This is a genomic window from Ornithinibacillus salinisoli (assembly GCF_042684965.1).
Taxonomy (GTDB): Bacteria; Bacillota; Bacilli; order Bacillales; family Amphibacillaceae; genus Ornithinibacillus; species Ornithinibacillus salinisoli.
On the sequence record NZ_JBHUMI010000046.1, the window covers coordinates 43,276 to 67,027 of the forward strand.

Here is a 23,752-nt window from a genome sequence, read left to right on the forward strand (position 1 = left end):
GAGGAAAGACTTCTATTTTGTGTTTCAGTAGATGATTAATTACTATGTTCCGTTACTTCATAGCTGTGTTTTTGCATATAAGAATCTATTCCATGTATAGGTTTTGTATAGATCTATTTATTATAATTCAAAAGGTTATAGATCAATAGTTTTATAACAAGGCTAAAAGAGAAGATTGGGGTGATAGATTAGGTATTCAATCCGTTCCCTTTGGGTCATGTGTAATTCAATCAAATTATAGACAAGGAGTGAAGACAGATTGAAAAGATTCAGATCAAAAATATCAGTATTTTTAATTGTGTTGCTTCTAATTGGTACAGTGATGCCAACACAATTTGTATTTGGGGCGAATGTTATTGTACCAGATGGTCATGAAATTGATTATGACGATAATGTTCCTGCTGATAATGCAGTACCAGTAGCTGTAGCGCCTGATTTAACAGTTACAGCAGAAGATGGTGAAGTATTCTCAGGTGGAAATATTAAGTTTCAAATTAATGGTGGAAGCGACCCTTCAGAAAAATTAGTTCTTCGAAATGGGAAGTACACACTTGACGGTGGTCAGGAAATGGAAATTTTAGACGGTGTTATTTACTTGGATACAAATGAAAATGGAAATTTTAATGATCCAGGTGAGGACATCGCGAAAGTGAATGATATCTTAAATGGAGATGGAACATCACTTCAAATTGATTTTTCAACAATCCCACTTCCAAATGGGGATTTTGAAAAGGGTAATACGGGTGAGGTTACTGAAACCAACCCAATTCCAAATTGGACCATAAATACTTCAAGTATTGGACCTAATGGAACTACTATCGATCAAATATGGCTAGGGGAATTAGCTGAGAAAACGCAGGGTCGTACTTATGACAGCGTAGTAAGTAGTGGGAATGGCACCTATACCGTAACAGGACCAGGTGGCGAGTATTCCTACACTACTAATGTCGATTATAATGGAACAGCATCTACAAGTGATATGCAAAATGTTGAAGGCTTTGAGGCAGAATTCGGTAGTTTGGATAGATATGTAAAGAATATTTATCAAGATGGAGAAACTTCAAGTCAAGCTTTAGAAATTGGTTTCTTGAACGCTAAACTTAAATCCGGAGATTATGCTGTAACAGATGGGCAAATCGCTTCTTCCTTTGGTGCGGAAGCTATTAGTGACCCATTTGAGGTAAATGCAGGTGATCAATTAGGATTTGATTGGAAAGCCAATGACGGTGGAGATGATTATGAAGTTTATGGTTATTTAATAGATGAAGTAGGTAACCACACTGAAATTCTTTATGGTAGAGGATCTGCACAAGGTTGGACTACAAACACTGGGGTTATTCCAGCAGATGGAACATATAGATTCCGTTTCGTTTCAGGCTCTTTTAACCGTACAGATGGTACAACTCATGGGGCAACATTAAGTATTGATAACATTCGTATCCTCAGCGGAAAAGTAGTAGCAAGTATAGCTGAACAAATAGGACAACTTGTTACGTATGAAACTACGGAACTATTAGGTGACCGTGATGTGGACATTACCGTCACAAATGGGACTGGTGGAGTAAGTAATACAACAACGGTACCAGTTTTAATGGACAATGAATTAGAACGGTCATTAACAATAGAAACACCTACTGAGGATGAAGTTGTCTATAATCCAACACCAGGAATTACTGGTGATGTATTGGATGGTTCAACAGTAGTTGTTGATGTAACTGGACCTGGTGGCTACACGTATACAGGAACTGCCACTGTTACAGACGGAGAGTGGACGATAAATGCCATTGATGGGTTGACTGAACCGGGGGAATATACGATCAGTGCAACGGCATCGAATGGGTCTTTGGCTACAGATCCACCTGTCACATCTACATTTGTTTTTGTAAATAAAACAATGCTAGAAGATTATATAGCTGAAGTAGATGATTTAAACCGAGAAGACTATCAAGCTGGATGGGATGATTTCGAAGAAGCATTACGTGAAGCGGAAGGTCTAATAGCTGAGATTGATAACATGGATAATGATGTAAATCCAGATCAAGCTGCTGTAGATCAAGCATTAAAAAATCTTCAAGATGCGAAAGCAGCACTAGAAAAACATTCACCGGTACACTCTGAACCCGCAGCTTACGAACATGGTGAAAATGAAATCACAATTGACTTTGATAAGGATGTTGTGTTAACAGCAGGAGATACAACCGAAGGATTCACCGTTACCGTTGATGGAACGGAATATACCGTTACAGATGCAGTGGCTAATGGTGATAAAGTAACGTTAACAGTTGACCAGCCATTAGATAGTGATGCGGAAGAAGTGAAAGTAGTATACACCAAGAATGAAACAAATCCTAATCTATTCGGAGACGAAGAAAATGGTTCAGCGGATGAGTCATTTGAAATTGTAGCGAAAGACGATTTCGGATCAGCGTTACAAATCGAGACAACTAAAGGCAATACAGATAATCAAACACCTGAGTTCACTGGCAGTGTACATGTGGATGCTGATGAAGGTACCTTAACAATCTACGACAACACTGGAAACGAAGTGCTTACAGACATGCAAGTAACGTTAAATGGTGATGGCACATGGACGTACAATGTTCCTATGGAGAGTGAACTTGATTTTGGAGATTATACGTTTGAAGTAACTGCTATAAATAATGAAACTGGAAGAACGATTACAAAGTCTGCGGCATTCACAGTGGTTGATAAAATCGATCTTCAAACAGAATACGATGAAGTTATAGAATTTAAGGAAGAAGAACATCGTTCAGGCTGGGATGATTTTGAAAAAGCCCGGGAAAAAGCTGATGAAATTCTAGTAAACCCGACAGCATCTCAGGACGAAGTTAATCAAGCATTAGACGAACTTCAAACTGCAAGAGAAGCTCTTGAAAAACATTCTCCAGTAGCAGAAAATGCTGTATTTGAGCATGGTGGAGATGAAATAATAGTAGAGTTTGATAAAAATGTGAAGTTCACTGATGGAGAATTAGACCTAACAGCTGGTTTCACCGTTACAGTAGATGGCGTTGAAGTTGATGTTCAGAATGTGGAATTAGTTGAAGTAGACACACAGGGCAAAACGAAAAAAGTTAAATTAACTTTAGCTAATGGCACAGAGCTCTCAAGTGACGAAAATGTAAAAGTTTTCTATAACAAAGAAAGTGGAAGTTCGAATCTTGTTGGTGATGAGGAAAATGGAACAGCTGTAGAAGACTTCATATTCCAAGCTGGTGATCCATTTGGACATGCCCTGCAAATTTATCATCCAGAGGGTACTACAAATGATACAACGCCTACAATTGAAGGTACAGCTGATGCAGACGCCGACAGTGCAATAATTACGATCATAGGTCCAGATGGTAAAGAATTGGTTGTCGATACGGATGAATTAACAATTAATCCTGACGGTACTTGGACATACAATGTAAATGAAAAACTTGCACCAGGTGAATACACCGTCATTGTGACAACTTCTAAAGAAGGTCGTTCCGATGTAACGAAATATCATACATTCACTGTTGTTGATAAGGAAGCACTTATTGACCTAGAAGATGATATTACGTATCAAGAGTTACAAGAAGATAAATACACTATAGGTTCATGGGATAAATTTAAAGATGCGCTCGACAAAGCAAGAAAGGTAATCGATGATCCGAATGCAATACAAGCTGGGGTCGATCAAGCGAAAGCTGAATTAGAAAAGGCTTATAATGAGCTTGTTTATATTGAAGATTTAAAGAAAAAAGTGGACGGAACTAATGACTTAGAACCAAGCGATTATACAAAAGAAAGCTGGGCTACTTACCTGAAAGCATTAGATAAAGCCAAAGAAGTTTTAGCAGATATTAATGCAACACAGGAAGAAGTAGATGTAGCACTAGCTGAATTAGAAAAGGCTTTAAAAGAATTGGAAGTAGTAGATACAAAAGAAAATATTTTACCTAAGACGGCTACTGACATCTATAATTGGTTGTTGTTAGGAGTTGCATTCATATTGGTTGGAACACTTCTATTCTTAACTAGACGTAGGAGAACAGAATAGGAAAAATTAAATAGAATAGAGTTTTGCTAACCTTATAACTTGCTGCCGGATTATTCCGGCAGCATTATTTTAATGAAACAGAAGTAGGGGGATGGTATAAGTCGTTTTTACCGAAATAAAAGGACAAGTTAGACCAAGTAAATGTTACAATTACAATATAAAAAATTTGTAGAAAAATAGAAATTTATAAGAGGAGTATAAAATGAAAGCAATTCTGATTGATGATGAACCATTATCGCTAAATTATTTAGAACATCAGCTTGTAAGTATTTCAGATATTCAAGTTATCGGTAAGTTTACCGATCCCTACGAGGGAAAATTAGCGATAGAAAATAATAACATAGATATCGTTTTTTTGGATATTCATCTTCCACAGATTAATGGAATTGAGTTGGCGGAACAACTATTGGAAATGGATCAAAGTATTCGAGTTGTGTTTGTAACAGCTTACGACAATTATGCCATTAAAGCATTTGAGATGAATGCACTTGATTATGTCATGAAACCTATTTCTAAAAAACGCTTATTAAATACCATTCAACGGATCAAACAAAAAATAGATAATTCAAGTACTAGAAAGTTCTCGGAAAAATTGAAAATAAGTATGTTTGACCAATTATTGCTTTCGAACCATCAAAGGCAAACGATATCACTTCACTGGCGAACAACCAAAGTTCAGCAGTTATTCTTATATTTACTCCATAATCGAGGGAAAGTGGTTGGTAAATTTGAATTAGTAGAATTACTTTGGCCAGATCTTGAACCTCATAAGGCCAATGCGCAATTATACACGGCCATTTATCATATTCGTAAAACACTTGCTGATTTTGATCGACATTTTCATATTACAAATACATCAGAAGGATATCTACTAACATTAAGAGATGTAATATTGGATGTAGAAGAGTTTGAACAATATATTCGATCGGAACAACCTATAACTGAACAGACGATTGCAGACTATGAACATGCAGTAGGGTTATATAAAGGAAAATACTTACAAGGATTTGATTACATTTGGGCAGAAAGTGAGAGGCAGAGGCTGCAGTTACTTTGGATTAGAACATCATTGAAACTCGTATATTGGTATTATACGAATCATTTTTATGAAAAAGCGATGGAGCTGGGATTAGAAATTTGCCGATACAATCCGTTAGAGGAAGAGGCCTATTTTCTAGTGATGAAGGCATACACAAAAATAGGTAAAAACGCATCTGTACATCTTCTTTATCAACAGTTACAAGAGATACTGATGGAAGAATTAAATGAAAAACCAAATTCAACCATTACGAATTGGTACCGAGATTGGGAAAAAGAAAAATAAGGAATGATTATTTCTCCTTCATTCCTTATTTTTTGGTATTTGAAAAGAGACAACGGTGCCCTGTTCGTTATTGCTATGAATGGTTATTCCTCTGCCATAAAGCTGGTTCATTCGTCGGTTAATATTTCTTAGTCCTATTCCTTTACTCTCCTTATCAAAATTGTTTTCCGTGATAACTGCATCCTGAATTTCCTTTGTCATACCCTTCCCGTTGTCATGAACCGAAATTTCTATGAATTCGGAGTATCTTTTTATTTGAATACAAATTTTCCCTCCCTTTTGACGTTCAAACACCCCATGTTTAACAGCGTTTTCAACAATCGGCTGTATGGACAATGGAGGTAAATATTCATCGATACCGGTATCAACTTCCCATTCAACCTGTAAACGCTCACCAAATCGTTCCTTTTCAATATATAAATACGATTGAACGAGAGCAAGCTCGTCCTCAAGAGGAACAACAGGGTCAGAGTTTTTAAAGTCAAAGCTATAGCGTAAATAGTTACTAAATTCTTCGAGAAGAGCTTGCATTTTCGAATAGTCCGACATTCCAAGCGCTGCGATGGAATTTAATGTGTTAAGTAAAAAATGTGGCTGAATTTGTGATTGTAGCCAAGCTCCTTCCATACGTATGCGCTCTTCTATAGATAATTTTATATCGGTTAAGGCACGAACTCTTGCCTTTAATTCAAATGCATCTACCGGCTTTTGCACATAATCGTTAGCACCTACTTGAAAACCTGTTAAAATATCCTCTGAACTTGTCCGCGCGGTTAAAAGCAACACAGGAAGTTCTGAAATATTAAATCTTTCTCTTATTCGTTTTGTTAATTCATATCCGGATATTTTTGGCATCATTACGTCTGAAATGACAATGTCAAATCGAATTTTTTCCAAGTACGTGATTGCTTGTTCAGCACTAGTAACAGCAGTTATGCTGTAACCATCTTGTTCAAGAATATCTATCAGTACCTTCAGGTTCACATTATCATCATCGACCGCTAAAACTTTTGGATTTATTTTAGTAGATTCCCTATCAGATAAATTAGGTGAATCTGTTGTCGCGGCTATATGGTTTACGGGATCGTTTGAAATAAGCAAGGGCTGTTCTTCTTCTCCATAAACGAAATCCTCAGAGGTAGGAAGTGTAAATGAAAACACCGATCCTTTGCCTGGAATAGATCGAACGGTCAGAGTTCCATCATGCATTTCTATTAATTGTTTGCTAATACTTAACCCAAGTCCGAACCCACCACCTATTTGGGATGAGTGCTTACTAGCTTGTTCATAAGGTAGCAAAATGCGATTTATATCGTTTTCTTCAATACCTATTCCTGTATCCTCCACGTCAATCTGAACCAGTTTGTCTAATGTTTTGCAGCGAATTGTAATGGTTCCTTGTTCCGTGTATTTTACTGCATTATGTACTAAATTGAATAGAACTTGAATTATTCTATTCTCATCTGCATGCACAGCAGGTAATTTATCTGACATTTTTATATGTAATTGGATAGGCTTATTTTCTAACATAAAGCTAACCATATCAACAACGCCATTAATAACAGATTGCACTTCTAAGCTAGTGTAATTCAATTGTATATTATTTTCTTTCAATCTAGTAATATCCACTAAATCATTTAACATAATGGACATTCTGCCGCTAATACTGCTCATCACTTCGAGACGTTCCTTATGTTTTTCATGGATAGAGACACGATCATTTAAAACGGTGTGTGTAATATTGCTGATGACGTGTAATGGATTTCTCAGTTCATGAGATGTATTGACTAAAAATTCATCTTTTCGTTTTATCTCTAATTGTAATTTATTTGCTAAGTGCTTTGTCTCTTCTGTTGTTTGTAGAAAACGTTGAAACCAAAATGCAGAAAAGGCAAGTATGGCAATAATGAGATCAAAGGGATAATGGATCATATCCAAAGGAGTGTGATTTTCAATTGTTGTCCATAGAATATTTATCCCTATACTTAAACTGGCTAGCAAAAGGAAAATGACGTTTTCTTTTTGCATAATAGCTTTTACTAGAATATAGATTGAAATTGTAATTGATAAGACAAATACACTTATTAGCAGTAAGCGAATAATCATTTCGACATATAGATATGGTAATAACAGAACTATGAAGACATATAATCCACATAAGACTTTAAACCAGAAAATAATTTTTTTATTGCTATATGAAGAAAATAAGTTACTTAGTACTAGTGGTAAATATGCTGCGACACCAATATAAGAAAGGGAACTTATATTTCTTTCCCATTCAAAGCTTAGATCGATCCATGAGAACAATAGTCTATCATCAGCAACGAGAACACTGAAAATAGCACATAGAATTAATAAGGAAAAGTAGTATAGACTCTTGTTTTTCATACCTAAAAAGTACAATATAATGGCGTATAAACTATGGAACAAAAAGACACCGCATAGTAAAAGCTGCAGTCCAATAGATAAAGAAGTGTATTGATTTACAGCTTTTATCGTTCCAAAGCGGATTGGTTTAGTGATCCCCCCTTCTCCTCGGATAGTGTGGTTAGAAACATGGATGACCACATCTATTTCGTTGTTATTTGGTGTAGCCTCCACAGTGTATGGCGGATTTCGTGCTTGGTAATGTTTCAAGTTTGTCGAGGTTTTTCCGGAATTACCAACTAATTTACCGTTTACAAAAACTTCGGATGCATTTCTAATTTCCTCGACCCGTAATCCAAATGATTGTGTTTGATCATCATCAAGCAGGATCCGTAGTCTGTAAGTTCCATAGCGAAAGAAGTTTTGGTCTTGTGGTGAAAATGACTCATCCCAAGCTTGTGGGAGTTTAAAGTTACGTTTTTTACCGTCCAATATTTCTTCATTTGTCTTAAATTCTTCAGGGGGGATCAATAATGAAGGGTAAAATTCCCACTCTCCATTTAATGCAAGAGTTTTTTTGGATGAAAATTCCCAACCGCGTAAATCGAGTACACCTTGTTTGAATTCTGACTCCTTAGAGTAGTTAAAGGAGCCTGCAAAATCTATCCAAGTTAACCGTATTGCTGTAATAAAAACTAAAAAAACTATGATGGATATTTTCCATTTCATTTTCGTTTTGATTTTTCTCATCCTATACAACCTTATTTGTTATTGTCCTACTTGAATCATATTGCAAAGTCAGTAGATTTGAATGTTAGTCATAAGAAGTATAATAGATTATTAAAAGTCACACTTTGTCGAAATAATCATAAAATAGTTTCAGATTAAAATCAAGTTAGATAAGATTAATATTTTAGGATAACTAGAGGAGTGAATTAATGGCTGATAAAGAATAAGGTATGAAAAACTGAGGAATCCTAATTTATAAAAATGAAAAGGAAAATATTGTAGAGATGAATCAGGAATACATAGAAATAACAAATGAACTATATAGAATAGTTGCAGAAATACAGTCTATTATGATAGAGGAATGGGTTGAAAATGTTGTATTTACTGGTTATTGGTGGCTAGGTATGATTCTAAGTGTCATACCATGGATTATTTGGGGATTAGTCCACAATAAAAAGAGTAGAAACCGAATGCTTTATGTAGGATTTTATGTCATCTTAATTTCTTCGTTCTTTGATTTTATAGGTGTACAGATGGGATTATGGATATATTACTATGAGTTAATACCATGGATTCCTGCTTATGAACCGTGGTGTGGTACGCTTTTGCCAGTCATTATAATAATGTTAATTGAATTTAGACCGAATATATCACCATATTTCAAAGGGTTATTTTTCGCAGCTCTAACAGCATTTGTTGGTGAACCATTATTCGAACACATAGGTCTTTATAATGCCATTCATTGGAGTAGTTTTTACTCATTTCCTATTTACTTTTTAATCTTTTTATTTGGCTATTGGCTGAGTAGAAGAAATAATTTTGAAAAATACTGAGCACCTTAAAAGCATCTTATCACAACTTCACTAAAACCTCACTATGGTAAATCTACCTATAGAAGACGTTTCCGTTTCGTATCATTGTTACGGAAACGTCTTTTTTCCCTTCTTAGGATGGTGCCTTTACTAGCTTTCTTTCTTAACCATATCTTATAGTAAGGGGGTGAAAATATGGATAAAGTGTTAATGTTTGCTACTGTATTATTGCCTATCATAACTGCTTTAGTAGAGGTTGTGAAAAAAACATTTGCTTTACCAAAAAATATTATTCCAATTACAAGCTTAGTTGTAGGTTTAGGTATAGGAGCTGTAGCTTATCCATTTACGGATATGGATTTAGTATTACGGTTATGGGCAGGAGGATTAGCAGGATTAGCAGGAACGGGATTATTCGAATTAGTTAAGAAAACAGGTAAAAGTAAATAAAATTATAGCGTATGTATTAAGAAGAAATAAACACACTAAATGATTCCTAACCATCCAAGTACAGCATTCATGATGAATAATTTATTTTTGCAATAATGTTGTAGAGCTGATCGAGAAGAAAAAGCCACCACATAGGTGCCTTTCCCGCGTCTATTGGGAAAGGCACCTAAATTGATAGCCTTGTCATACTTGTTCATACATACTTTTACTTGCTGAAAGAATTATTACCTATAGACTGTATTGCTTTCAGCCACAGCCGCACCCTTTACGTTTTATAGTTCCTTTGTTATTGGATGAGGAATTCATTACAATCCTTTTATTGCTATTATGAGAACTAATTCTTTTTTTCTTTAAATCTTTTGCCTTCAAATATATCAGCTCCTTTCGTTTATAGTGCATTATAGTATGATGTACATATAGAAGAGTGGGCTATTAAGATGGTTTTATATAAAAAAGGCGTTCTGTATAGTCTATTCCTTGAATATGATACCATTTCATTATTGGTGTATGAAATTTGTAGGATATTATAACCATATTTACTTTTGTATCAGGATGGTTGATCAAATCGAACCTGGAAGGAACAGGGGCTGTAGTAGGGTGGGTGTGATATATTGCTAATACCTGCTCTTCCAGTTGCATAATCTTACGGATTACTTTGTCTACCTCTTGTTCACTGACAAAATATCTGCTTTTAGACCGTACTTCGTTATCTAATGGCCAAACTGATCGTACAAAATCACCATTCCCTGACAATAAGCCACATGCTTCATAAGGTATTTTTTCTCTTCCGTTTTCTACCATTTTTTCATAGATGCTTTGTGATAAATTAATTTCATTGAATTCCATGCTAATCCTTCTTGAAAATAGAGAAAATGGATGCCAACTCTCTTTTCTTACTAGGTTGTTCATCCTTTTTCTCATTAGTATCCTCTGTGAGCACCAGCTCTTCATCTACCTTATCTGTTATGGGATTTCGAGGTGAGGTATCATTTGGTAACGGATGATTTATTGGTTTATTATTTATATTTGTTTCAGAATGATCCGTAGGAGGATTATTATTTATATTTGTTTCAGAATGATTCGTAGGAGGATTATTATTTAAATTTGTTTCAGAATGATTCGTCGGAGGATTATTATTTAAATTTTTTTTAATTGGATCATCTCGGGAAGGAACTGAGTTATTGTTATCCATCGTAAATGAAGGGCTATTGTTAACATCTTTTACTCCATTCGTTTTAGTCTTTTGAGGTGTGGTGGTTTTAGTAATGATATTTTTATTTACTTCAAATTGAGAGCTTCTAAATGACTTCTTAGTTTTATTAACTGGGGTTGCATGTTCAATATCCCCAATAGATTTTATGGTTCGTGGGTTCGGATTATAGTTTCTTTTCATCGTTGTTTTACCACTTGTTATTCTATTATTCTTTGTGTTTGTGGCCTGCCCTGTATTGAAGGATTGTAACATATTTTGTAGTCGCCTATATTCTGATTGTCGAGGTGCAGCTGTTTTCCTTGGATTTTCTTGTTTCAATTGTTCTTTTAATTGTGTGAATTTTTCTTCTTGTGAAACAATTTCTCCTTTTACTTTTGTTAGACTCTCATCGGTTTTATTAATTACAATATTCATCTTTTCAAGTAATTCTGTAAAGCGTATTTCTTTTACTTCTCCCTTAATCAAATTCACGTCCAGTTTCAGTTGATTCAATGAATCGTTAATGGTTTGTATTTGTGAAGTTAATTTTTGGGCCTGTGTTTCATACCCGGTTAATTTTTCCTCATATCTATCTTCCATCGCATGCATTTCTCCTTTTAGAGTAGAAAATTTTAACCTATAATCATATAACTCCCTTTGCATTTCTAGATATTTAACTAAAAGATCTCCTGATTTTAAAGTTTTTATATTCTGCTTATAGAGATTAAGATCTCGTTTTAATTTGTCAATTTCTTCCGAGTTATATAGTTTATACTGATACATCACGATTCACCCTTTTTACAGCACATTAATATATTATTTATGAAATACCAATTCGTTACAAATGTACATTCATTTATCAATTGAAGAATGTAAGTATCCTCTTATAATCTATGTTCATTTTAGGAGTGAAAACAGTTTAGATACTTTACAAGAATTATTTTCATACTATGTTATGCACCCAACTTACTAAATATCATGATAAATCCGCTATTTAATTAAACCATTTGTATCATGTCGTCATAGGCTAAGAATGTAAAGAATTTAACTAATTTGGAGGTGTTTGCAATATGAAAGCAGAAAATTTAGCTGGAGGGCAGGAACTCCTGTGTATTAACACAGAGAAGGTATATGACTGGATTCTTAACGAAGCAACCTTTGATTTAACTCTAGGTGACTTGGAATTACCCTTAAATCCTATTACTGGGGATCAATTAGAGTGTGATGATATTGATATTGATACAGTAACTTGTGCGGTTGCTCCAACGGAGGTTGATCCAATTGTAATTTTGGATCGTGTTAATCAGGAGTTTGTCGTCAATGGTGCAGAAGTTACATTGCAGTTAGTGAGCATTCGTAAAAACTTTGAAGTAACTGTTTTTGTGGACTTAATTCCAGATCTTGGTGGGGCAACAGTTGAAGTTGGAACTGTTGAATTCACGAGATGTGAGCAGGTAATATTATGTGCACCAGAGGGCACCGACGTGGATGTAACGTACACCGATTTGGATTGTTTTGTATGTACAGCAGTTTGTGATCCAGGTACTACAACGGAAGTCGATGAGATAGATGTAACTGTTACAGTTCGTTTATGTCAAAGCATTCAATCTACTTTTGATGTAACGTTAGAAATCGTTGCTGACTTCTGTCAACCAAGGGATATACTTCCATTCCCTCCATGTCCAGCACCAACTATGCCAGAACAATGCCCGGTTGTATTCCCTAATACTGCTGGAAATGGCGATAATGGTGATAACGGATAAGCTTTCAGCATAGGGATAAAGAGAGGAAACACTCCTCTCTTTATTTTTTATGGAGGTGAATGATTTCATGCAAAACATCAATGATGTACGAAAAAAAGTAGCCGCTCTTCAAAAAATGAATGCTTCTTATGTAAAACAAATAAAATCATTAATAAGTGATATGGATGTTTCGAGTAGTATTCCGTTTATTAGCTATTTCACATATTCTTTAAACATCTCACATGAACCGGAGCGTGAAAATTTTTGTATTGGCTCCTTCCATATTCATAATTTAGGAAACAAGCCTCTAGTGAACCCATACATCTGTATTAAGATCGATTCTGAATCTCCCTTCGATTTTTCAGGTAAATATTTTTATAAGGATTCCAAACAAAAAGTTAGATTGAATCAGGCATGGGAAAGATTTAACGATCCTAAGGATAAGCATGAATTTTGGTTGAAACCGAATGAAAAGCATACGCTTGAACCTTCAGAGACGTTAACTTTCTCTAATTTTCAGGTAAAATGGATCCCTAATTCATCATATATAGGTAGAATTAATGGTTTTTTATATGGTGATAAAATAAATGAAGGAATCAACGCGCTTAACCAAATTAGTATAAATGGCAATATGAAAGCAGGAGGGGATGGAGATGAATGAAAACCATCACAATGAGGAACAGCAATTACTAATAAAGAAAATAGTCGATAATTATATGAAGGAGTCTACAGAACGGCTATACAATGAGGATAAAGAAATAACGAATAATAGCTTTATATTTTTAGAGAATAACACGATTCATATGATAATGACTTATATGCTTATGCATTTAGATACCCAACGCAGTCAAGGTAATACGAATGAAGTTAAATCACAGGATCTACAGGAAATATCGGAAAGTCTTGATTCGCTAATTGAGGAAAACAACTTGGTTTTTAAAGAAATAATAAATTTGTTACAAGAAAAGAACTAGAGTTTTTGGATGACTAAGAGATGAAAATATTTATTTGTTAGAAATTAGGCTTTATTGCATAAGATCTTTAGAAGGGTTGTACAATGGTGAAAAAACAAAAAGGTTGGATATATTTTCCTGTTGAAGTAAAGGTAAGGGAAATGGAAGCTAAGCTATTATTAGCATATTATGCAGTTAAAGAAGGTTATGATGTTGTCATAGGTGATCATATAATGGTTGAATTAGCATCGGAAAAATATCCGAAAGGTATTTTTTTTTCAAAAGGATATCCACATGGATTCCGTAGAAGAGTAATAACAAATGCAAAAGATAATGGTCATATAATAGTAGAATTAGATGAAGAAGGCTTACTTGTGAAAGATAAAAAATACCTGCGCGACAGAATGAGAAGAGATATGCTTACATTCGTTAGACAGGAGTACTGTTGGGGGCAATTTCAAAGGGAAGTTATTACTAAGGCATATCCTGAATATAAAGAGAAATGTCATACGACTGGTAATCCTCGCTTTGATCTTTTAAAACCTAAATTTAGAAGTATTTATCAAGAGGAAGCGGAACAGCTTAAAACTAGGTTCGGAGAGTTTATTTTAATAAATACGAGATTTTCTCTTTATAATACGGTAAAGGGAATGAAAGATAATGTGCATTTCAAGCATATAAAAAGTTTATACTATCATTTTTTAGAGATGATAAAAGCAACGTGTGAACAATTTCCGTATACAAACATCGTCATCAGGCCACATCCAGGAGAAAACTTTGAATCATATCGTAAAACTTTTGCTAAGTATAGTAATGTTCACGTGATTCACGAAGGTAATATTATCAAATGGCTATTAGCAGCAAAGGCAATTATTCACAATGGGTGTACTTCGGGCATAGAGGGGTATTTACTTGGAAAACCAGTAATTTCCTATGTTCCTTACCATGTTCCAGATAGTGCAGATGTACTCCCAAATCAATTGGGGGAGAAGGCTACAAACATAGAACAGCTTCATAAGGTATTAACAGTTGAATTGAATAGAAAATGTATAGATACGAATTCTAATGATAATGTTAAATGCATTGATAATTTATTTAATTATTGCGAATGGTCACAGGATACATTTGCTTATGATGCAATTCTACGTTTGTGTAATACGATTGTCCTAGCACCTTCCAAGCCAATAAAGTATCCGAAGACAATACACTCATCTCAAATTAAATCGAAAAAGAAGCGGAAACGTAGGTTTTCTTTAACAGAGCTTGAGATCGAGGAATTCTTTGAAAAGCTTCATCATATAGAGGATGATGATTCGATTGTAAAAATTAAAGAAATAGGGAAAAACGTATTTCACATTCAAACAGAATAAACGTAGTAGGAAAAACTAAGCTTGAAAGCTTAGTTTTTTTTATGTTTTAGCCAATTAGGGCGATTTCTCTATTGTTCGTTTTAATAGGCCGTGGTCTTTAACCAATAGTCTCTTTTTTAATATATATATTAACGTAACATGGAATAACAAAGATGTGAATTCATGTTAGAAATAAACGAATCATCTACTAGGAAAGAAGGAATAATTGTGTATTTTAAAGATAAGAGAATATTGGTTATCGGAGGAACCGGAACGATTGGAAAAAGTATAGTTAAACAAATAATAAACGAGAATCCACAGGATATCAAAGTATTTAGTCGAGATGAGTATAAACAACAATATCTTCGAACGGAACTAGGAAATCGTGATAATCTGCGTTTTATTATTGGGGATATAAGAGAATATGATAGCTTGGTTGCTGCAATGCAAGATATAGATTATGTACTACATCTAGCTGCAATGAAGCACGTGGATGCTTGTGAATATAATCCAATTGAGGCTGTCAGGACAAATATTCAAGGAACAAATAATGTTATTAAAGCCTCCATTTCACAAAATGTAAAAAAAGTAATATTTACTAGTTCTGATAAAGCAATTTCACCTACTAGTACCTATGGTGCCACAAAACTTATAGCAGAAAGATTAGTTTCAGCAGCGGAATCGAATAAATCCGAAGGAATGCCCGTATTTGCAAGTGTACGTTTTGGTAATGTAATGGGTTCGAGAGGTTCAGTTATTCCTTTTTTTAAAGAGCAAATTCTTAAGGAAAAGAAAATTACTGTAACAGATAGGGATATGACACGTTTTATGATGACCGAGAATCAAGCTACTGAATTAACGATAAAAGCGCTAAAAGAAGCAAAGGGTGGCGAAGTATTTGTGCTGAAAATGCCAGTTATTAAGCTGGGGGATCTTGCAGATATTTTAGTTGAGGAAATAAGTAAAACATACCAAATAAACGACGAAGAGATTGTTGTAGAAGTAATCGGGCTTAGACCTGGAGAAAAGATGTATGAAGAATTAATGACATATGATGAATCGAAATCAGCTTGGGAATTACCAAGTATGTATATTATTCGAGGCAGTTCAGATAGGGAAATAAACTATAGTGATGCTAAAAAAGCGAACATCGGAACTTATAGTTCGATGAGTCATCATCCATTAGCCGTTAATAAATTACGTTTCATGTTAAAGGGAGCAGGGTTAATTTAAAATCTGTACAGTAATAGGAGGTTACCATGGATACTTTTTTAAAAAATTATTGGTCTTTGTATCTAGATTTTTTAAAGGACTTTGAAAAATTAACTTATAAAGGATATTCATTACCGTATTTATGTCATTTACCAAGTTTTATTCTTAAGAATGAAAGTTTGTTAAGTGAATTAGATCATAAAACGTTTGCTAACAAACTAAAACGTCAGGTTAATGATCAAAAAGAATTTCAGGAAGTATTTAATACGTTTATGCAATCTCATCAAAGACCATTAGTGAAAAATAAGCAAGGAAAAGTCGTAATTCACTACGACAAATTACTTCGATTTCCAGTTACTACACTATCCGATTATTTTGATCCATCACGTACAATCCTCCTGACGAAAGGTAATAAAAGCAAAATAGAAAAGGCAAGGAAGGCAGCTAAAAAACGTAAACAGCAAAAATCGAAAGTTCCATCTAAAACTAAAAACTTAAAAGGAAAAAATAAGGCGAAAGCAAAATTATTAGATAATACGGTTAACCTAAAAGGAAAAAAAACGAAAAAAAATGCAATTCAGAAAGTATCAACAAAGGCGAATAACAATACAAGTGTGAAGAAAGTTAAAAAGCCAAAACCACCTAAAAAGAAGATACCATTCTATCATTTGAGTATTCATGCAGTTGATACAAAGAATGTAACGACACAGGTTCAAAATAAAGCAAAGACCATGTTACGTGCTTATGAAGATCATCATTTATATAAGCGTAGTGATTTTCAAACTTGGTTTTTAAATAACATCGCGACAGTCATTTACCATTTAGAAATGACTAGAAACTTTTTAAAAACAGTTAGTGTTTCTTGTGTCGTTGTTTCTACTACGCATAGCTTCCGTAGTCGTATATTAGCATTAGTAGCTGCAGAAAAAGGTATTCCTACTATTTGCATGCAGCATGGGATTATTTCAAGCGAACTTGGTTATATACCAAAGATTGCTACTATTGATGCAGTATACGGAAATTTTGAAAAGAACTGGTATAAAAAGATTGGAGCTCCAGATGGATCTGTTGAAGTAATAGGACATCCAAGATTCGATCAAATATTTTCAAGTCCTAAACTTACTCGTAGCCAGTTCTATCAAAAATTAGGATTAGATCCTAATAAGAAAACAATCATGATTGCGGTAAGGGAAGCCCGAAATGAAGATAAATGGCGAACGTTAATTGAAACGATTTCGAAAAAGATAAATCTTAATATACTCATAAAAAATTATCCGAGTTCGATCCCGCATAGTTTAACGAAAGAATTTTCCTTTGTTTATTCCACACAAAATTATAATATGTATGATCTTTTTCCATACGTCGATGCTGTGGTCACCTATTCTTCTACAGTGGGGTTAGAAGCAATGTTTGCTAAGAAGAACGTGTTTATCTTAAAAGAGGATATCGCAGGGTATACCGGTTATTATGAAGGGCTAGATAAATTAGTTCAAACGGATCCAACTGTTTTAGGTAATTATATAATTGAATATTTTTCACAGCCAAATTTTAAGAGTTATGCAGAAAGTAAGCGGATTAATTTTCTTGCCAATGCATATCCGGATTCGAGAAAATCTGGAGCACGGTTAAGAATATGGATAAATAGATTGATATATTAGTATGTCGTACGTAGGGGGGACAGCATGAATACGTATTTAAAAAACTACTGGTCATTATACCTTGATTTTGTTCAAGACTTCCGAAGTTTGAAATATAGAGGTTTTTCTTTATCTTATATCATTCATTTCCCCAGCCTAATTAGAAAAAACACAGCATTGTGGGAAGCATTATATGGAGATATGTTTGGTAATAAATTAAATAATCGAGTGAGCGATCCAAAAGAAATACAAGAAGTTTTTAATCAATATGTGCGATCGCATAAGAAAAAGAGTTTAGAGGATCGGAAGCATGGAAAGGTCGTTATCAATTACGATACGATACTTCGATTTCCTGAAACAATTTTTAATAATTATTTTGATAGGTCGCAAACTGTGATGGTAATGGCCGGTAGTAAAAGCAATAAAAGACCTAGTGTTGATGCATTGAATAACAAACAATATTTTCATTATCCTACGAAATATTTAAGTAATTATGTTACTCATACAAAGGAGGCTGTACTTCAAGTCCAAAGCCAGGCTAGAACGATCTTTCATTCCTATACAAACCATCATTTATATCAAGAGAAAACATTTCAAAATATCATGTTAAAGAAAATAGCGGAGGCAATTAATCGTATTGAACAATCAATTCGTTTTTTAACTGAAGTACCAACTTCCTGTATTGTTGTATCTACAACACACAGCTTTATAAGCCGAATACTAGCATTAGCTGCTGTAGAAAGGGGAATCCCAACTATTTGTATGCAGCATGGCATTATAGGTAGCGAATTGGGTTACATCCCTAAAATTGCAACTGTTGATGCTGTATATGGACATTTTGAGAAGGATTGGTTTAAAGCAAGAGGAGCACCAAAAGGATCAATTGAAATTATTGGTCATCCTCGTTTTGATCAAGCATTTCTACCACCCACCATATCAAGGAATAAATTTTTTAAGCAATTAGGTGTAGATAGGAACAAGAAAACATTGCTAATAGTTGTTAGAGGGAATCGAGATGTGGATCAATGGAGGATATTAATCAATACACTTTCTAGGCAACATTATCTAAATATTTTAGTAAAAGACTTTCCAAATGATGTCCCCCATACACTGACAAAAGAGTTTCCGTTTGTACATTCGACTCAATCATTCGACCTCTATAACATTCTTCACAAAGTAGATTGTGTAGTTTCCTACCCATCTACAGTAGCTTTGGAAGCAATGTTAACACAAAAACCAGCTTTTATTTTGGATAATAAGATACCGAGTTACACAGGGTATTTTAATGGCTTGGATGAATTAGTTCAAACGGATCCACAGAAGTTAGGGGAGTTAATAATAAACTATTTTAATGATCTGAATTGGGCTAATAATGTTAAGGAAAAGAGAGAAAAATTTATTCGCTATGCTTATCCTTCCGAGAGTTCGTCTGGAGAACGATTGAAAAAATTAATAAATAAATTAATTAATAACTAGTTTTTAATATGCTTTAGTAGGTATTACGAATTGAAAATAGGAGGATAAAGAGTATAAATGACTGATAAAAATAAAAAAACACTGGAAGAAATTCATAATTATTGGATAAACCGAAGCTTGCCAAAATTATATCTTAATCAGGTGAAACGAAGTGAATTTTTAACGGAATATATAAAGAAATATGTAATATCCAGTGATAGGATACTTGAAATTGGATGTAATGCAGGAAGAAATTTAAATCATTTAAAACAGCATAACTATAAACATTTGACTGGTATAGAAATAAGTGAGGAGGCAATTCGTGAACTAAAAAAATCCTTCCCATCATTATATAAAAATGCTGAGATTATTCACGCTCCGATAGAGAATGTAATTAAACAATTACCATCTAATCATTATGACCTCGTATTTACTATGGCTGTGTTAGAGCATATCCATCCAGATAGTGAATGGATTTTTCAGGATATGGCAAGGATTGCAAAATCGTTTGTAATTACGGTTGAAGCTGAAAATGCAGAGCATTGGCGTGTCTTTCCCCGAAACTATAAAAAGATATTTGAAAAATACGGCTTGAAACAATTAGAAGAAGCAAGGTGCGATAAAGATTTAGGATTGGGAGCCTATACAATTAGAGTGCTAAAAAAGAACTAAACTAAGTTATAGCCCAGGTTGTAAGGCAGATTAATGATGGGTACAGGTCCTTCGGAAAAAGATCATATTTATTATGTTTGAGAAAATAAAAGTTTGGAGGATAATACGATGTATCAAGATATTTGGGTAAAAGGGAAGGTAGTACAAAAAGGTCAAAGAGAGTGTGAAAATCGGTATAAAAAGATTAAAGAACAATTAACAAAAAATTATAGAAATGAACCTTTTACAGTTTTAGATTTAGGGGCCAATAATGGATATTTTTCATTTCGAATAGCAGAAGATTTCAATGCAAGAGTAACAATGATAGAATCTAACGATAAAATTAGAGAGATTGTAAAACTAAATGAAAATGATCATGTAGAACTAATTAACAGACATATAAGCGAAAACGAATTAAACAAACTAGTCCAAAAAGAAAAATTCGATGTCATACTTGCCCTCAGTGTATTGCATCATTTCGAGGGCTATGAACAAGTAATCGATACACTATTTCATTCCTCAAAGTTTGTATTTATTGAACCTTCCGCATTAGAAGAATCGAAAGGTGGTTATAACAGTAGTAGGGTAATTGGTATTATGAAAAACCTACAAGCTAGAAATCCAGAAATTTTAACCTATAGTAAAAATATAAGAAATCTTGGTAAAAGACCTCTCATGATGTTTAAACAATAGCTATAAGTTTTAACTATTTAAATTTTTTCTAGGCTAAAAGATTTAACTTTTTTGCCTTTTCTCTTCCGGTGTTCGTAAAATAAGAATTGAAGACTTTTATAGATGTTTCTAAATCATATTTGCCATTTTGAACATGGGGCCATGCATTGATATTTTCAATATCAATTACTCTTTGCCACTTATGGTACAGTTTTACAGGAATCTTTTTATTGCCTAAGACACCTAGTGCTGCCATCCGATGCTGACCACCTGAAAGTATAAATCGATAATCATTATATTTTTTTAGAAAGTGGCCTTTAATATATCCGTCTGGATGCTTATCTGGTTGGTATCCTTCCTTAGCTAGTTTGTTATAAATATGAATAAGATCTGTGAATTCTTTTTTAATAAATGAAGTGGAGTTTGGTCCAAAATGTTGATTGTTTTTACGCCCCATATCAAAAGCAAATCCCCAAGGTAATTGAAGGATATTATTTGTAATTGGTGGAAGTCGATCATCTTTTTTTTCATGATAAAACAAACAATCTTGAATAGATGTAGGCTGATATATTTTGTAGTACTTGTTTAATATCGATTCATTAGGGGTTATGGTGGGGTTCTTGATATATTCTTTAATTGTTGCAGATAAGTAATGCCAACCTTTTTCTGTATAAGAGTAGCCCTGCCAGTCACGACACTTACTAACCTCAACTGACACTATAGTGGAATCACTATTTATTCCGGCAATGCCTTCTGGTATCGACATAAATCATTCTCCTCAAAATGTTCTGATTGAAAAGCTATAGTGAAATTACCCAATGTTAGTAGTAATTATATGTAGAAGTGTAATAAATGTTCTTTTATACTGATTATGAAATTCGGAATCAGGTTTAGATGGAGGAAAAATGACAATTCAAAGCTTACATGAATATATATAGTTTTGAGATGATTAAGATTGTTGAAGAAGGAGCAGAAAGGGTGATGACGCATGAATATCCTAGTAACTGGTGGTGCAGGTTTTATTGGGAGATGGGTAGTGGAATATCTTCTAAGGGATGGTCACCAAGTATGGGTGTTGGATGATCTTTCTAATGGAAGAAAGGAAAATCTTGCTGATTTTTTAACTAATAAACATTTTATGGGATTTATTAATGGGGATATAAAAGATGTTCGAGTACTGAATCATTTATTTATGAAAAAATTTGATATTTGCTACCACTTAGCCGCAAGTATTAACGTTCAAGATAGTATTGATAATCCCCGAACAACGTTTGATAATGATGTAATTGGTACGTTTAATATATTGGAACAATGTAGAAAACATCAGGTTAAAATTGTATTTATGAGTACCTGTATGGTATATGAGCGTGCCAGGAGTGAAAATGGGATTAGTGAAGCGAATCGCGTGAAGCCTGCTTCCCCATATGCAGGTGCTAAATTAGCTGCAGAAAACATGGTTTTATCTTACTATTATGCCTATGGTCTTCCTGTTACCATTATTCGTCCGTTTAACACGTATGGACCTTATCAAAAAACGGGAGGGGAAGGAGGGGTTGTTGCGATTTTTATAAAAAATAAGCTAGCAGGTAACCCGTTACAAATTTATGGTGATGGCACGCAAACTCGGGACTTATTATATGTAGAGGATTGTGCTCGTTTTGTAGTGGAGTCGGGATATTCAGATAATGTAAATGGTGAATCTATCAATGCTGGACTTGGTAAAGATGTAAGTATCAATACGTTGGCAGAGATGATTGTTAAGGATGAAACTCAGATTAAACATGTTACGCATATTCATCCACAAAGTGAAATACCTAAGTTGCTATGTGATTATAGTAAAGCGAAAGAAATGTTGGGGTGGGAACCAAAATATAGTTTAGAAGAAGGAATTGAAAAAACAGAAGAATGGATCAAAGCTACGGATCTTATTTAATACAGGAAGGAATTTATTATGAAAAAAAAGGAAAGTATAGCTCTCTATGGTGGTACACCTGTAAGAAACTCCTATTTGCCATATGGAAAGCAATGGATCGATGAGGAAGACATACATGCAGTAACGAATATATTAAAAAGTGATTTCCTTACAACCGGACCGACTATTTCCCAATTTGAAAAATCGATTGCATCATTTGTTGGTGCAAAACATGCTGTAGCATTCTCAAATGGAACTGCTGCATTACATGCTGCCTGTAATGCAGCTGGAATATCTGAAAATGATGAAGTGATTACGTCACCAATGACTTTTGCAGCAAGCTCTAATTGTGCCTTGTATATGGGTGGAAGACCAATATTTGCTGATATTAATCCTCAAACATATAACATAACTTCTGAAACGATAAAACCTCTCATTAATGGAAAAACAAAAGCAATTATTACCGTAGATTTTACAGGTCAGCCGGTAGAATATGAAGAAATAATGGCAATGGCAGAAGAACATGAACTTGTAGTCATAGCCGATGCTGCACATGCTCTAGGGGCCACCTATAAAGGAGAAAATATTGGTTCTATTGCAGATATGACCATGTTTAGCTTTCATCCAGTTAAACATATTACAACTGGTGAAGGCGGAATCATTACAACTGATAGTGATAAGTACTATGAAAGATTAATAGAGTTTCGAAATCATGGTATTACACGTGACCCAATGAAAATAAATAAAAAGGATCCTTGGTATTACGAGATGCAAGCATTAGGCTTTAATTATCGAATGACTGATATTCAAGCTTCGTTGGGGTTAAGCCAAATAAGAAAGCTGCAAAAATTTATTGATTTGAGAAGGGATTATGCGCAAAAATATAATGAAGCGTTTGAAGGAATGGCTGAAATTATTACTCCATTTCAAAAGGAAGATTGTAATTCTAGTTGGCATTTATATATTATACGGTTACACCTTAGTAAATTACGTGTAAATCGTGACGAGATTTTCCGTGCTTTACAAAAGGAAAATATCGGGGTGAACGTACACTACATTCCCGTATATTTACACCCATATTATCAACTGTTGGGCTATAAAGAAGGGCTATGTCCACAAGCTGAAAAGGTTTATCAAGAGATTATTACTCTTCCTTTGTTTCCAAAAATGTCTGATCAAGACCTCAATGATGTAATAACTGCAGTAAAAAAGGTGATATCTTATTACGCGGTGGAGTGAGGTGAATA

The 23,752-nt window shown here is 34.2% G+C and carries 19 protein-coding genes; 15 read left to right on the forward strand and 4 right to left on the reverse strand.

Translation table 11 applies throughout. The annotated features are described in order from the left end of the window. The first annotated feature begins 259 nt into the window (after nt 1-259). Nucleotides 260-4,048, forward strand: a complete 3,789-nt coding sequence (locus ACFSTA_RS20555) for a SwmB domain-containing protein (RefSeq protein ID WP_377558706.1) — start codon at nt 260-262, stop codon at nt 4,046-4,048. A gap of 202 nt (nt 4,049-4,250) precedes the next feature. After that, on the forward strand, nt 4,251-5,372 hold the full coding sequence (locus ACFSTA_RS20560; RefSeq protein WP_377558707.1) for a response regulator: 1,122 nt from the start codon (nt 4,251-4,253) through the stop codon (nt 5,370-5,372). Nucleotides 5,373-5,390: 18 nt separating this feature from the next. On the opposite strand, the gene ACFSTA_RS20565 is transcribed toward ACFSTA_RS20560, so the two are convergent. Then, nucleotides 5,391-8,489 (reverse strand): ATP-binding protein, encoded by a 3,099-nt coding sequence (locus ACFSTA_RS20565; RefSeq protein WP_377558708.1) that lies wholly within the window; start codon nt 8,487-8,489, stop codon nt 5,391-5,393. Nucleotides 8,490-8,752: 263 nt separating this feature from the next. On the opposite strand from ACFSTA_RS20565, the gene ACFSTA_RS20570 reads away from it, so the two are divergent. Further along, nucleotides 8,753-9,301: a CBO0543 family protein gene (locus ACFSTA_RS20570; protein WP_377558709.1), complete on the forward strand. Its 549-nt coding sequence runs from the start codon at nt 8,753-8,755 to the stop codon at nt 9,299-9,301. 174 nt (nt 9,302-9,475) lie between these two features. After that, a complete protein-coding gene (locus ACFSTA_RS20575; protein WP_377558711.1) occupies nt 9,476-9,730 on the forward strand; it encodes a holin in 255 nt (84 codons plus the stop codon). Nucleotides 9,731-10,162: 432 nt separating this feature from the next. Here ACFSTA_RS20575 and ACFSTA_RS20580 read toward each other — a convergent pair whose 3' ends face one another. After that, nucleotides 10,163-10,576: a Mov34/MPN/PAD-1 family protein gene (locus tag ACFSTA_RS20580; RefSeq protein ID WP_377558712.1), complete on the reverse strand. Its 414-nt coding sequence runs from the start codon at nt 10,574-10,576 to the stop codon at nt 10,163-10,165. Between the two features lies 1 nt (nt 10,577). Beyond that, nucleotides 10,578-11,705 (reverse strand): hypothetical protein, encoded by a 1,128-nt coding sequence (locus tag ACFSTA_RS20585; protein ID WP_377558713.1) that lies wholly within the window; start codon nt 11,703-11,705, stop codon nt 10,578-10,580. A 287-nt stretch (nt 11,706-11,992) separates the two neighbouring features. On the opposite strand from ACFSTA_RS20585, the gene ACFSTA_RS20590 reads away from it, so the two are divergent. The 9 genes from ACFSTA_RS20590 to ACFSTA_RS20630 all read left to right on the forward strand — a co-directional run bounded on the left by ACFSTA_RS20590 (nt 11,993) and on the right by ACFSTA_RS20630 (nt 20,614). Further along, nucleotides 11,993-12,685 carry a BMQ_0737 family morphogenetic spore coat protein gene (locus ACFSTA_RS20590; protein ID WP_377558714.1) on the forward strand — a complete coding sequence of 231 codons (693 nt, stop codon included), beginning with the start codon at nt 11,993-11,995 and terminating at the stop codon, nt 12,683-12,685. Nucleotides 12,686-12,752: 67 nt separating this feature from the next. Further along, on the forward strand, nt 12,753-13,325 hold the full coding sequence (locus tag ACFSTA_RS20595) for a hypothetical protein (protein WP_377558716.1): 573 nt from the start codon (nt 12,753-12,755) through the stop codon (nt 13,323-13,325). Further along, nucleotides 13,318-13,638, forward strand: coding sequence for a hypothetical protein (locus ACFSTA_RS20600; RefSeq protein WP_377558717.1), 321 nt, complete (start codon nt 13,318-13,320; stop codon nt 13,636-13,638). Before ACFSTA_RS20595 ends, ACFSTA_RS20600 begins: the two co-directional genes overlap by 8 nt. A gap of 83 nt (nt 13,639-13,721) precedes the next feature. After that, the gene (locus ACFSTA_RS20605) at nt 13,722-14,987 is read left to right on the forward strand and encodes a surface carbohydrate biosynthesis protein (protein ID WP_377558718.1); all 1,266 of its coding nucleotides are present in this window, start codon (nt 13,722-13,724) and stop codon (nt 14,985-14,987) included. A gap of 207 nt (nt 14,988-15,194) precedes the next feature. Continuing rightward, nucleotides 15,195-16,199: an SDR family NAD(P)-dependent oxidoreductase gene (locus ACFSTA_RS20610; RefSeq protein WP_377558772.1), complete on the forward strand. Its 1,005-nt coding sequence runs from the start codon at nt 15,195-15,197 to the stop codon at nt 16,197-16,199. Between the two features lie 26 nt (nt 16,200-16,225). After that, nucleotides 16,226-17,836 carry a hypothetical protein gene (locus ACFSTA_RS20615; RefSeq protein WP_377558719.1) on the forward strand — a complete coding sequence of 537 codons (1,611 nt, stop codon included), beginning with the start codon at nt 16,226-16,228 and terminating at the stop codon, nt 17,834-17,836. Between the two features lie 24 nt (nt 17,837-17,860). Then, the gene (locus ACFSTA_RS20620; RefSeq protein WP_377558721.1) at nt 17,861-19,291 is read left to right on the forward strand and encodes a hypothetical protein; all 1,431 of its coding nucleotides are present in this window, start codon (nt 17,861-17,863) and stop codon (nt 19,289-19,291) included. Between the two features lie 57 nt (nt 19,292-19,348). Further along, the gene (locus ACFSTA_RS20625) at nt 19,349-19,942 is read left to right on the forward strand and encodes a class I SAM-dependent methyltransferase (RefSeq protein WP_377558722.1); all 594 of its coding nucleotides are present in this window, start codon (nt 19,349-19,351) and stop codon (nt 19,940-19,942) included. Between the two features lie 108 nt (nt 19,943-20,050). Then, nucleotides 20,051-20,614: a class I SAM-dependent methyltransferase gene (locus tag ACFSTA_RS20630; protein WP_377558723.1), complete on the forward strand. Its 564-nt coding sequence runs from the start codon at nt 20,051-20,053 to the stop codon at nt 20,612-20,614. A gap of 28 nt (nt 20,615-20,642) precedes the next feature. Here ACFSTA_RS20630 and ACFSTA_RS20635 read toward each other — a convergent pair whose 3' ends face one another. Next, entirely contained in the window at nt 20,643-21,359 is a 717-nt protein-coding gene (locus ACFSTA_RS20635; RefSeq protein ID WP_377558724.1) for a hypothetical protein, read from the reverse strand. A gap of 222 nt (nt 21,360-21,581) precedes the next feature. On the opposite strand from ACFSTA_RS20635, the gene ACFSTA_RS20640 reads away from it, so the two are divergent. Beyond that, nucleotides 21,582-22,526 (forward strand): dTDP-glucose 4,6-dehydratase, encoded by a 945-nt coding sequence (locus ACFSTA_RS20640; protein WP_377558725.1) that lies wholly within the window; start codon nt 21,582-21,584, stop codon nt 22,524-22,526. Between the two features lie 18 nt (nt 22,527-22,544). Further along, nucleotides 22,545-23,744 (forward strand): UDP-4-amino-4,6-dideoxy-N-acetyl-beta-L-altrosamine transaminase, encoded by a 1,200-nt coding sequence (gene pseC, locus ACFSTA_RS20645; protein ID WP_377558726.1) that lies wholly within the window; start codon nt 22,545-22,547, stop codon nt 23,742-23,744. Nucleotides 23,745-23,752 lie beyond the last annotated feature (8 nt).

Excerpts from the sequence above, each read along its gene's own strand:
- ACFSTA_RS20595 (WP_377558716.1), top strand. The coding sequence starts at position 12,753 with ATGCAAAACATCAATGATGTACGAAAAAAAGTAGCCGCTCTTCAAAAA.
- ACFSTA_RS20580 (WP_377558712.1), bottom strand. The coding sequence starts at position 10,576 with ATGGAATTCAATGAAATTAATTTATCACAAAGCATCTATGAAAAAATG.
- ACFSTA_RS20605 (WP_377558718.1), top strand. The coding sequence starts at position 13,722 with ATGGTGAAAAAACAAAAAGGTTGGATATATTTTCCTGTTGAAGTAAAG.
- ACFSTA_RS20570 (WP_377558709.1), top strand. The coding sequence starts at position 8,753 with ATGAATCAGGAATACATAGAAATAACAAATGAACTATATAGAATAGTT.
- ACFSTA_RS20615 (WP_377558719.1), top strand. The coding sequence starts at position 16,226 with ATGGATACTTTTTTAAAAAATTATTGGTCTTTGTATCTAGATTTTTTA.
- ACFSTA_RS20585 (WP_377558713.1), bottom strand. The coding sequence starts at position 11,705 with ATGTATCAGTATAAACTATATAACTCGGAAGAAATTGACAAATTAAAA.
- ACFSTA_RS20640 (WP_377558725.1), top strand. The coding sequence starts at position 21,582 with ATGAATATCCTAGTAACTGGTGGTGCAGGTTTTATTGGGAGATGGGTA.
- ACFSTA_RS20565 (WP_377558708.1), bottom strand. The coding sequence starts at position 8,489 with ATGAGAAAAATCAAAACGAAAATGAAATGGAAAATATCCATCATAGTT.
- pseC (WP_377558726.1), top strand. The coding sequence starts at position 22,545 with ATGAAAAAAAAGGAAAGTATAGCTCTCTATGGTGGTACACCTGTAAGA.
- ACFSTA_RS20630 (WP_377558723.1), top strand. The coding sequence starts at position 20,051 with ATGTATCAAGATATTTGGGTAAAAGGGAAGGTAGTACAAAAAGGTCAA.
- ACFSTA_RS20590 (WP_377558714.1), top strand. The coding sequence starts at position 11,993 with ATGAAAGCAGAAAATTTAGCTGGAGGGCAGGAACTCCTGTGTATTAAC.
- ACFSTA_RS20625 (WP_377558722.1), top strand. The coding sequence starts at position 19,349 with ATGACTGATAAAAATAAAAAAACACTGGAAGAAATTCATAATTATTGG.
- ACFSTA_RS20635 (WP_377558724.1), bottom strand. The coding sequence starts at position 21,359 with ATGTCGATACCAGAAGGCATTGCCGGAATAAATAGTGATTCCACTATA.
- ACFSTA_RS20620 (WP_377558721.1), top strand. The coding sequence starts at position 17,861 with ATGAATACGTATTTAAAAAACTACTGGTCATTATACCTTGATTTTGTT.
- ACFSTA_RS20600 (WP_377558717.1), top strand. The coding sequence starts at position 13,318 with ATGAATGAAAACCATCACAATGAGGAACAGCAATTACTAATAAAGAAA.
- ACFSTA_RS20560 (WP_377558707.1), top strand. The coding sequence starts at position 4,251 with ATGAAAGCAATTCTGATTGATGATGAACCATTATCGCTAAATTATTTA.
- ACFSTA_RS20575 (WP_377558711.1), top strand. The coding sequence starts at position 9,476 with ATGGATAAAGTGTTAATGTTTGCTACTGTATTATTGCCTATCATAACT.